We start from the raw sequence: 11,082 nt of genomic DNA on the forward strand, positions 1-11,082 counted from the left end.
ATCATCGACTTTCTTTTCCTATTTCTATTTACGCTCATACCAGTAGCCAGGAATACCGCGTGTAAGACGCATGAGCGCTTCCAAGTAGTAATAATCGCCCCAAATCATATAATCATCAGGGGACAACCCACCATGGACATAGTACGAGCCATGCTTAAGCAAACCTTCCGCTGCATCGTCACCAATCGTAGCATAGTTGGTAATCAGCGACTCCATACTGGCTGTCAGCATCTTCTCGAAATAAGGACGGTCGGGGTCAGCAGCATCCAAATGTGAGATAAGCTCTACCAGTCCGGCAGCCACAATCGCTGAAGCTGAACTATCGCGGTACGTATCAGCCGTTACAGGCGCATTGAAATCCCAATAAGCAACACTGTCTTCAGGCAAATGCTCAAGGAAGTAGCGCGCCATACGCTTAGATGTCTCCAAAAATGCTGCATTTCCCGTATAACGATAGGAAAGTGCAAAGCCATATACGCCCCAAGCTTGCCCCCGCGTCCACGTCGAACCGTTGCTATAGCCCTGATGAGTCGCGCCGCCAATTGGAACCCCCGTCTCGGTATCGAAGAAGAACGTATGGTATGAGCTATCATCTCCACGAACGATATAGCGTCGCGTTTTCTCTGCTTGGATTTCTGCAATTTCTCGATACTTTGGATCACTAGTCTGTTCGCTAGCCCAATACAACAATGGCAGATTAAGCAAGCAGTCGATAATGATACGACCCGCTTCTTGCTCGTTATCTTTCGTTCCCCAAGCTTGAATGTATCCGCTTCCATCGCTCGTGTTACGCCAACGATTCAATAAATGATCAGCTGCCTCCAGTGTCAGCTCACGAGCACGATTATCGCCTGTTATGATCCACTGCGCTTTGGAAGACAAGCTAAATAGGAAGCCAATATCATGATGATCCAATACAACTTTTTGATCAAAGCGCTGACGGAAACTAGCCACTGTAGCTTCTGCTGCCTGCCGATAACGCTCATCTTGTGAATATTCATAGCATAACCACAATATTCCCGACCAGAAGCCATTTGTCCAGTCGTTGTTATCATTCAGTTGATATTTCCCATTAAGGCTAACATGCGGAAACTGAGTTCCAAACTTATCAATATTGTTCAGCGTCTTCGCTAGAATATTTTCAATTGCTTGTGTGTAAAGCTTATTTGCTTGCATGACCGTTGTTTGCGTTCCCTCTGTAGACATCTGCATTTCAGCCCTCTCCCAGAAAAATAACTCAATGCATTTCTTATGATAGCGGATACATTCCGCAGAATGTACGCCTTAATTTGTGTGAAATGTGAACAATTTTGACTTTTTTGTTGTATTCGCTTTCCTCTATTTCACCTTAACCGTTGTCGTCTGCTCGTTATGGTGCACAATTATGCGATCCGATGTCAGCCTCACCTCAGGCAGCTGCGACTCACAACCAGCAGGAACTCCTGCCATCACACTAACTAATAAATGTGTCCCTGGCTGAAGTTCAGCTCGCAGTGCAGGCATCAGAGTACGCTCATAGAATACATTGGTGTTAGGCTCGGTGCGAATCATCTCCGCTTGTGTGAATCCTCTAACCGCCTTGGCGATGGTGCTCCCAACAGGCGAATCGTAACTTGCCCAGCTTGTCTTGACTACGGCTGTGTCGTCACTGCTAACCGTGGCGAACGGCGCTGAGAAACTGGCATCATAGGCAATTAAGGCACGGCTAGTTTCCAACTCGTGTATGCGTACATGGCTGTCACCACAAGGGATAATCGTACTGCGAATCGTAACTCCGACTTGCGGCTTCCAGTTATGTATAAGTCGATCTTCATGCAGCTCATAGCTCGAATCAAGCGGCTTATCACGAAAATGTACGCCATCCTCACTAACAGCAAGCACGCTATCAAAAGCACCTTCATAGTAGTAATAATTACTTCGCGGCACACTAAAGCCAAATACAGTCGAATAGGCAAATTTAGAGTACTTGGCGCAAGCATGGTTCTGATAGCCAATAAATTGACCTACCGGATACATAAGCACATGTTGTGAATGATGCGTATGTTCAATCAACGCCTTCATGCTCGGCAGCGGCAGCCGGCCTGGTGATACCTCTTGCTCTACTTCCTCTGCCAGCCAATAAGGATGGTCTTCCGAAACAGCAAGCAATAAGAAACTTTTGAATGCCCAATACGGTGAACCCGCACCGTTATAGCCCTCGCCCATCACCAAGTTCTGATAGTGATAGCCTACGCTTAGCACGCCATCTGATGTAAAAATATCATGATTCATCCAGCTTCGCATATTGCGCGCATACAACCCTTTAATGACGCCCCATGGCAGAGCTTCAACGTCGGCCAGCACAAGCGCGCTCCAGAAGCTTGCTTGCGCAAATCGATACGCTAGACTACGACCGAAAGGAATCGCTTCTCCCTTGCTATCGAACCAATACTGATAGCTGCGCGCAAAAAGAATAGCCCGCTCTCTCAACCTAGCTGCCCGCTCCGGATCTTCATCCGCCATAAACGTAACGTAGATTAAACTATAATAATGGAACGCCCATGGGATGTAATAATCAAACTGCTGATCCACTCCGTCAAAATACCAGCCATCGCCAACATAGCAAGACTCAATCAGGGCAAAATCTTCTTCGATCTTCTCCTGAGAATACTTCATGCCAAGTCGCTTCAGTGCCACATTCACTAAGATGCGAAAGAAGTGCCAGTTATTCGGTGCCAAACGGCGTTCATTAATTTGCCATAGCCAGTCCGCCAAATGCTGCTGTTCTGTCTTCGAAAGAGTATCCCAAGTTTTGTGCGGTGCAAGCAGCAGTGTAGTCGCGATAGAAGCCATCTCGACCAGCAGCTGATCGCCATCCATCATCTTGCCATAATAATGCTCGCTGTGTGGGTTGCAACCTTCCGCTAGTCCACGCATCCATTGATGCTGAAGCTGCTCGTCATCATAATGAACGAGGAAAGGCCCCAATCCCCACAGGATTCGTAAGAATCCTTCGGCATCTCTGCGATTTTCGGTATAGACCGTGCCGTGGCTTCCTAATGCTAAGTGTCCAGGCTGTTCTGTTAACCGTGACCTTAACGGCTCTACTAACGTCAATAGGGCTTCCGCTACATCGTCACGATGATTCCACTGCATGCTACGTATTTTCTCCATCACGATTATTCACGCTTCCTTCAACAGTTTTCACAGCACAACAAACCTCATAACTCACATCGTACACATCAGATAAATTACAAAGACTAACAGCAACGTACTCCTGTTAGTCTCTATATTTTCATCTTACTATTCGAAATTAAGGCTGCTTACCAATATAGGCAAGGATTCCACCGTCAACATATAAAATGTGCCCATTGACAAAGTCACTAGCTGGCGAAGCTAAGAATACCGCAGGACCTGCTAAATCCTGAGTTTCGCCCCAACGCTCTGCAGGTGTCTTCGCAATAATAAATGAATCGAACGGATGACGGCTGCCATCAGCTTGAAGCTCACGCAACGGCGCTGTTTGTGGCGTAGCAATGTAGCCTGGTCCGATACCATTACATTGGATGTTATATTGGCCATACTCAGAAGCGATATTGCGGGTTAGCATCTTGAGGCCGCCTTTGGCAGCAGCATAAGCAGACACCGTTTCCCGTCCTAATTCACTCATCATCGAGCAAATATTAATTATTTTACCGCCACCTTTTTTAATCATCCCTGGAATAACCGCTTTGGAAACTATAAATGGTCCGTTCAAGTCAATATCAATGACTTCACGGAACTCTTCCGCAGTCATTTCTGTCATTGGGATCCGCTTAATAATGCCAGCATTGTTGACTAGAATATCAATGACTCCAACTTCCGCTTCAATCTGTTGCACCATCGCTTGTACACCTGGCTCGTCGGTCACGTCGCATACATATCCATGCGCCTCAATGCCGGCTTCCTTATAAGCAGCCATACCGATCTCTACCGTTTCTGGCTCACGAGCATTAAATACAATTTTTGCACCCGCACGCGCCATAGCGCATGCCATTTCCAATCCGATCCCATACACTGCACCTGTAACGAGAGCTACCTTGCCATCAAGGCGAAATTGATCTACCGAAAATTGTGACAACTCTTCATACTCCCCTCTCTATAAACCCTATCTATTCATCTATCTACTTTAGATCGTCCATAGCGACCATATCCATATCGGTGTATGTGATATTCTCGCCGCACATTGCCCAAATAAACGTATAGTTGCTAGTGCCAACACCGGTGTGAATGGACCAGCTTGGACTGATAACCGCTTGCTCATTGCCGACAACGAGATGCTTCGTCTCATCAGGTTTGCCCATGAAATGAAATACCTTGTTGTCCCCTTCCATATCGAAGTATACATACGCTTCCATGCGTCGCTCATGCGTGTGGCATGGCATCGTATTCCAAGCGTTTCCTTCTTCTAGGTGCGTATAGCCCATTTGCAACTGGCATGACTGACACACATTCGGATGAATGTACTGATAAATTTTACGCTTATTCATTGTGTTATCAGCACCTGTCTCCATTGGCTTAATGTTATCAATGGAAATACGTACATTCGGATATTTGTGATGAGCCGGGCTAGAAGAAATATAAAATTTCGCTGGATTACTAGCATCTGCACTAGCAAACAGCACTTCTTTCGTCTCTTTGCCGATATAATAGCCATCCTGATTGTTCATCGATTCACGCACACCATCAATCGTAATAAACCCAGGACCACCGATATTAATGACACCTAGTTCACGACGCTCTAGAAAATACTCAACACCCAAATCTTTACTAAGCTTAATCTCTAACGGCTCTTTCGCAGGTGTTACGCCACCAAAGATCAAACGGTCATTATGCGAGTAAGTCAAGCGAATTTCACCGGGAACAAACACCTGCTCCACTAAAAACTCCTTGCGCAATTCTTCTGTTGTCATGCGTGCGATCGATTGTGGCGCATACGCGTAGCGTGTCTCCATAGTTTGCATATTTTCTAGTTCCTCCCGATTTCATAGACTTGGATTCATCACAATGAACAATGATGATCATTCGATATTGAACCTACAATCATCATAGTAAATGCTCCCAGCAATAGTAAGTCAATTATTTTGCTCGATTGTGAACAATTTTGACTTTATTGCTTAATTGACTTTACTTTTTCCTTTTTATGTTATTAGTTCGATAGTAACCTACGCTAAGCTTGCTATAACCGTAGCTCCAAGCGGGATATCCAGCTGATACGTATGTGGCGTGGGCTGTGTTACGGCCACTGCCATTGATGGCTTACCAGTACGGAAAGTAAGCGGAACCGTACTATAAATAACACAAGGCTTGCCAAGCGTAGACGTTATCTGCGCCTGCTGCAGCTTGCCTTCCTTCCAAGCCATATCAACGGTAAATCCACCGCGGGCACGTAAGCCAGTAACATGACCCTGCCGCCATGCAAGTGGAAGAGCCGGCAGTAGCCGGATTTCATCCCCGTGCGACTGCAATAACATCTCTTGCATCGCTGCTGCTCCACCAAAGTTGGCATCAATTTGGAATGGAGGATGGTCGCCGAACAAGTTCGAGTGTACCGCTTTGCTTAATAGATTGCGCAAACTCAGATGTGCCTGCTCTCCTTCGTCCAGCCTTGACCAGAAGTTTGCAATCCACGCTTGACTCCAGCCCGTATGTCCTCCACCATGAGCTAAGCGCCGCTGCAGCGTGAACTTCGCAGCTTGTCCAAGATCAGGGCTGCGATGAGGAATGATCTGTTCCCCCGGATGCAAAGCGAATAGATGAGAAATATGGCGATGCCCCAGCTCTACTTCCTCATAATCAACCGCCCACTCCATAATTTGTCCATGGCGGCCGATTTGCGGCAGTGGCAGCTTACTGCGTACTTGCTTCCACTGTGCCAATAAATCTTTGTCCTCTTGGCACACCTGTTCCATATGCCCTTCATCCAGTTGCAACAGCTCACCGGCACGGATGCATGCTGTAAACAACGCATACAAAATTTGCGAGTCCATCGATGGACCATAGCATAGCGCCCCGACTTCCCCCTGTTCACTGCGATACGAGTTTTCTGGTGATAGTGATGGTACGGTCACCAGCTGTCCTGATGGCAGCTCCAATAAGAAGTCTAAGAAAAATAACGACGCTTCTTTCAACACGGGATACGCACGTTCGCGCAAAAATGATAGTGAGCCGTTATAACAATAGTGCTCCCACATATGCAGCGCAATCCATGCGCCACCCATCGGCCACATATTGGCGCTCACATATTCACCGTAAATGCCTGTATCCGCCCACAGATTGCTGCTCGTGTGAGCAACAAATCCACGTGCACCATAAATGTTGCGCGCTGTTTGGCGTCCATTGATGACCAAGCGTTCAATAAAATCAAATAGCGGCAGGTGACATTCCGCTAAATTCCCCGTCTCGGCAAGCCAGTAGTTCATTTGCAAGTTAATGTTCAGATGATAGTCCGATTCCCATGGAGGAGTAAAACTATCGTTCCAAATTCCTTGCAAGTTAGCTGGCAGAGTTCCTGGTCTGGAGCTGGCAAGCAGCAAATAACGCCCATACTGATAAAACAGCGCCTCCAGCCCATTATCAGCGGCACCTTGCCGGTATCGTTCTAGTCGCTGCGACGTGGACAAGCATTGCTGTCTAGGAAACTGATGCTGTGGCTCAGTTCTTTCTCCTTCCTCCAAATCCAACGTCACACGGTTAAACAGCGGCTTATAATCATCCAAGTGCCGCTGCTTCAATATCTCATATGGCACTTTTGCTGCCTGTTTTGCCTGTTGACAAGCAACAGCATAAGCATCAGCACAGCGAAATGAAGTCTGCGCTGCAACAATAAGCGTGACTGCACGAGCTTGGCGAATATCAAGATAACTGCCCGCCGTCTGACACTGTCCACCCTCAACTACTGCCCGCAACACAACGGCATAACGTACGCCATCTGCTCCTAATTGACCTTGCATGGCAATACCCTGTCCATCATCTGTCTGAACGATTTCACCGGTGAATGGTCTACGATCGAATTTGGCTGCAAAGGTTAAACCTGCGGCGGCGGTCGAAGTCATCCGGATTACCAGCACTTGATCAGCGGCACTAGAAAATATCTCACGGCTGTATTGAATTGCATCTTGCCGTCCCACTTCATAATTTACCTGAACCAAAGCATTATCCAAGTCTAGCTCACGACGATAATGATGAATTGCATGAACATCTATATCCGTATCAAAATCCAACAACAAGCTGCCTAATGTCTGATAAGGGTGGAAATATTGGGGTACGTTCGTCATATGCTTCAACACTAACTTTTCTGCCTTGCGCACGTTGCCCTGCAGCAACAAGTTTTTAATTTCCGGCAACGCCGTTTGCGCACCTCTGTTATCGTTATCCCTTGCACCACCATACCAAATTGAATCTTCATTTAATTGAATCTGTTCGCGCTGTATACCGCCATATACAACTCCCCCTAAGCGCCCGTTACCGATTGGAAACGCTTCCGTCCATTTGCTGGCCGCTGTTCGCTCAAGCAAATAATAGTTGCTTATATGATTCATTAAGCTACCCTCATTTCTGTAAAGAATCATGTGTAATAGCTTGTATCTTTTCCCCTATATCGTACTTCGCACCATTATATCGACATTCTACTCAAAAATAGATGCACGATTATGACCATGTATGTGTCGTTTATTGACATATCGTACACTTCAGCTGCTTACATCCTGGTCCATTCAAATCGTGTAACAACCTATACTTGTCACTCTATTTTCTGGTCATGCTGCACAAAAAAATCGGACGATTCATACATGCTGAATCGTCCGATCTGCGTATATTATTTCGAATGTTTTAAAGCCCTTTTGCCTGACGATATGCATCTACATAAGCAGCAGCTTTCTTCTGAATCAACGAGAAATCTTTGTTCTTAACTGCTTCATTCGTCAAATCGGAGCCGATCCCTACCGCTACCGCTCCGGCTTTCACCCATTCACCTAGGTTATCCAACGACACACCGCCGGTTGGCATAATGTTAGCCTGCGGCAATGGGCCTTTGATCGCCTTGATTACGGATGGCTCATACAGGTTGCCTGGGAACAGCTTGACGATATCGGCTCCAAGCTCAAGCGCTTCATTAATTTCCTTGATCGTCATCGTTCCTGGCATAACCGGTACGCGATATCGGTTGCACATGGTTACCGTCTCAGCGCTAAGGAAAGGAGACACTACGAATTGAGCGCCGCTAAGAATCGCCGCGCGTGCCGTTTCAGCATCCAGCACGGTTCCTACCCCAATAATTGCATAAGTAGATTCATCCGACGAATCCCATTTATATTTTTGAGCTAGTGTCTCAATCGCTTTCAATGCAAACGGAACTGTCATCGTTATCTCTATCACTTTAATTCCACCGCGTATCGCTTCCTCGGCCATTGCAACAACTTCTTCTGCCGTCTCCCCGCGTAGTACTGCAACGACACCTTCCTGCACAATCTTCTGAGTAATCTGCATTTTCTTCATATTGTTCTCCTCCCCATTTATCGAATGTCGTTTCTATTAATAGTCCTCAATGAAACACATCTTACCGCTCAACATGCACCTTACCAGCTAGCAATTGCTCGATTTGTGCTCCACTAGGGAGACCTTCCCAATCGCCAACCGTCTGGATTACCTGCGAGCCTAACAAATTACCGAGACGAACCGCCTCTTCAAGGCTATATTCCCGCAGCAAACCAGCTAGAAATCCAGCACAGAAACCATCTCCAGCTCCTACCGTATCGACTACATGATCAACCTTATAGTAAGGAACTGATGACAGTTCACCGTGCTCCAGAATATAGGTTTTGTCCTCGCCACCTTTAATAATGCTTACAGCGGACAGCTCACTGAGCTTGGCAACGATCGCATCCATCGATTCCGTCTCATACAGCAGTTTCAATTCATCTAATCCCGGTAAGAAATAATCCGCTTTTCGCGCCAATGGCAACAGAACCTTTTGGGCTGCTTTCACATCCCATAGCTTCAAGCGCAAATTCGGATCGAAGCTCACTTTGACGCCGTGCTGCTTCGCGATGTCCATCGCTGCTGCCGCCGTCTCCGCACAGGATGTGCTTAAAGCAGGTGTGATCCCGGTAATATGTAAAATCTTTGCTCCAGCAATATATTCCTCATCCAAATGCTCAGGAGTCATTTTACTTGCCGCCGATAGCTTGCGGTAATAATAGACAGAGCTTCTTCCAGCCGCATTCTCTCGAATCATTAGTCCGGTTGGAGCTTCATCTGTGAATGAAGCGCGTGTAACATCTACGCCTTCGCCCCGCACCATCTTATAAATCCGCTGCCCGAACGGATCATCTCCAAGCCGACCGCACCAGCCTACGGAATGTCCAAGCCTTGACAAACCGATCGCTACATTCGTCTCAGCTCCACCAAAGGAAGGCGTCAAATTCGATGTATATTCAAGACCTTTCCCACCCTCGGCGATCAATAGGGCCATACTTTCACCGAAGGTGACCACTTCCGGATGAGCATTTCGATTATTCATTCCCCTTCACCACCCTGAACCTGACTGTTGTACACTTCGAATGTGGACAAGTTTGGCCACCAGCGGGAGCCAGTGATCTGAAGACGCAAGCGACAGCTGCTTATGGCTGGAAAATGGCAGATCCGCTTGTGACCGATAATGGTACCCTCCAGAATGGGCTGCCACGTCCCTCTGCCTGCAGCAGTATCCGTTCTATCCTCTGTCGGTGCAGCAATTGCAGCATCGTCTTGCCAATACTCTAAGCGGAAACTCTCAATCCTCTGCGTATAGCGATACTCCTGCAGTACGATATGGTCGAACGTCTGCACTGTTCCTAGGTCGACAGTGATACTCGCCACCTCTGTGCCTTGCTCAGGAGCCCAATACGTATCTCGATTGCCATCCAATACATTGGCCGCCTCATGTCCTGGCATCGCTTCACTAGCCGCAGCAGCTGCATCGCGCGCTATATTCGTCTCAAACGTATTTCGAATCCAAGCCCCGAGCTCCTCTAACCGCTGCACATCATTCTCGTGGAGCAGACCGCGCGTATCGGCAGGAATATTAAGCAAGAGCATAGCATTGCCTCCGACCGAACCATAGTACACATTCCGCAGCTCATCCAGCGATTTGACTTGATCATCTTGACTCGCATGATAGAACCATCCCGGACGAATCGACGTATCCACTTCCGCTGGATACCAGACAAGCTCCGATACATTTGCAATAATGTCGCGGCTACCCAAGTCTTCATCCTCTGAAGTGAAACGCTTGGCGAATTCAGCATTATCTTCCTGCTGTGAATGTTCCTGAATTCTCTCCTTATCCTGCAGCTGCGCAGGTACTACGCTCCACTCCGACTTGCGACAATGCCCCGCCTCATTGCCACACCAGCGCACATCCGGCCCACATACCGAAATACTCGCTTCTGGCTGCAATTCACGAATCAGTGCATAATAGCCATTCCAATCATATATTTGCCGTTTGCCGTTAGGACCTTCACCACAAGCCCCATCAAACCACACACAGAAAATATCCCCATACCTAGTCAACAGCTCGCGCAGTTGATTGGTAAAGTACTCATTATAAGCTGGCGAATCCCCATAACACGGCTCATGACGATCCCAAGGCGATAAATAAATCCCAAACTGCAACCCGCCTTCACGACAAGCATCTGCCACCTCACGAACGACATCACCCTTGCCATCTTTCCATGGGCTATTCTTCACCGAATGCTCTGTATACTCACTCGGCCATAAACAAAACCCATCGTGATGCTTACAAGTCAGAATCAGCCCTTTCATTCCTGCAGCCTTACAAGCACGCACCCACTGCCGTGCATCCAACTGTGTCGGGTTAAAAATATCAGGCTGCTCCTGCCCACTGCCCCATTCCTGATCCGTAAACGTATTCACTGTAAAATGTACAAAAGCATAAAACTCCATCTCTTGTATCGCCAACTGCCGCTCAGACGGCCGCACCAACGCTGCCGCTTTAACTTGCTCTTGTCTTATAACTCCACTGCTGTTCATTACCATTCCCCCCCTCTCATTTTCCCGCTGCAA

General features: G+C 47.4%; 8 protein-coding genes. All 8 read right to left on the reverse strand.

Features of this window, described 5'->3' with window-relative positions; translation table 11 throughout:
* Nucleotides 1–24: 24 nt before the first annotated feature.
* The 8 genes from ABN764_RS26105 to ABN764_RS26140 all read right to left on the reverse strand — a co-directional run bounded on the left by ABN764_RS26105 (nt 25) and on the right by ABN764_RS26140 (nt 11,055).
* Complete coding sequence (locus ABN764_RS26105; RefSeq protein WP_446673543.1) at nt 25–1,212, reverse strand: glycoside hydrolase family 88 protein; 1,188 nt, start codon at nt 1,210–1,212, stop codon at nt 25–27.
* A gap of 126 nt (nt 1,213–1,338) precedes the next feature.
* Nucleotides 1,339–3,135 (reverse strand): DUF2264 domain-containing protein, encoded by a 1,797-nt coding sequence (locus ABN764_RS26110; RefSeq protein ID WP_446673544.1) that lies wholly within the window; start codon nt 3,133–3,135, stop codon nt 1,339–1,341.
* Nucleotides 3,136–3,292: 157 nt separating this feature from the next.
* A complete protein-coding gene (locus tag ABN764_RS26115) occupies nt 3,293–4,099 on the reverse strand; it encodes a gluconate 5-dehydrogenase (protein ID WP_021254845.1) in 807 nt (268 codons plus the stop codon).
* Nucleotides 4,100–4,142: 43 nt separating this feature from the next.
* Nucleotides 4,143–4,973 (reverse strand): 5-dehydro-4-deoxy-D-glucuronate isomerase, encoded by an 831-nt coding sequence (kduI, locus tag ABN764_RS26120; protein ID WP_446673566.1) that lies wholly within the window; start codon nt 4,971–4,973, stop codon nt 4,143–4,145.
* A 210-nt stretch (nt 4,974–5,183) separates the two neighbouring features.
* Nucleotides 5,184–7,559 carry a glycoside hydrolase family 95 protein gene (locus ABN764_RS26125; RefSeq protein ID WP_446673545.1) on the reverse strand — a complete coding sequence of 792 codons (2,376 nt, stop codon included), beginning with the start codon at nt 7,557–7,559 and terminating at the stop codon, nt 5,184–5,186.
* A gap of 289 nt (nt 7,560–7,848) precedes the next feature.
* The gene (locus ABN764_RS26130) at nt 7,849–8,514 is read right to left on the reverse strand and encodes a bifunctional 2-keto-4-hydroxyglutarate aldolase/2-keto-3-deoxy-6-phosphogluconate aldolase (protein WP_446673546.1); all 666 of its coding nucleotides are present in this window, start codon (nt 8,512–8,514) and stop codon (nt 7,849–7,851) included.
* Nucleotides 8,515–8,575: 61 nt separating this feature from the next.
* Nucleotides 8,576–9,538, reverse strand: coding sequence for a sugar kinase (locus ABN764_RS26135; protein WP_174807831.1), 963 nt, complete (start codon nt 9,536–9,538; stop codon nt 8,576–8,578).
* Nucleotides 9,535–11,055: an alpha-L-fucosidase gene (locus ABN764_RS26140; RefSeq protein ID WP_446673547.1), complete on the reverse strand. Its 1,521-nt coding sequence runs from the start codon at nt 11,053–11,055 to the stop codon at nt 9,535–9,537. The genes ABN764_RS26135 and ABN764_RS26140 overlap by 4 nt, the downstream gene beginning before the upstream one ends.
* Nucleotides 11,056–11,082: the final 27 nt, after the last annotated feature.

Source organism: Paenibacillus wuxiensis (genome assembly GCF_040195695.1).
Taxonomy (GTDB): domain Bacteria; phylum Bacillota; class Bacilli; order Paenibacillales; family Paenibacillaceae; genus Paenibacillus_B; species Paenibacillus_B suaedae.

Coding starts and splice junctions, on each gene's coding strand:
- ABN764_RS26105 (WP_446673543.1), bottom strand. CDS start 1,212: ATGCAGATGTCTACAGAGGGAACGCAAACAACGGTCATGCAAGCAAAT.
- ABN764_RS26110 (WP_446673544.1), bottom strand. CDS start 3,135: ATGCAGTGGAATCATCGTGACGATGTAGCGGAAGCCCTATTGACGTTA.
- kduI (WP_446673566.1), bottom strand. CDS start 4,973: ATGGAGACACGCTACGCGTATGCGCCACAATCGATCGCACGCATGACA.
- ABN764_RS26125 (WP_446673545.1), bottom strand. CDS start 7,559: ATGAATCATATAAGCAACTATTATTTGCTTGAGCGAACAGCGGCCAGC.
- ABN764_RS26130 (WP_446673546.1), bottom strand. CDS start 8,514: ATGAAGAAAATGCAGATTACTCAGAAGATTGTGCAGGAAGGTGTCGTT.
- ABN764_RS26135 (WP_174807831.1), bottom strand. CDS start 9,538: ATGAATAATCGAAATGCTCATCCGGAAGTGGTCACCTTCGGTGAAAGT.
- ABN764_RS26140 (WP_446673547.1), bottom strand. CDS start 11,055: ATGGTAATGAACAGCAGTGGAGTTATAAGACAAGAGCAAGTTAAAGCG.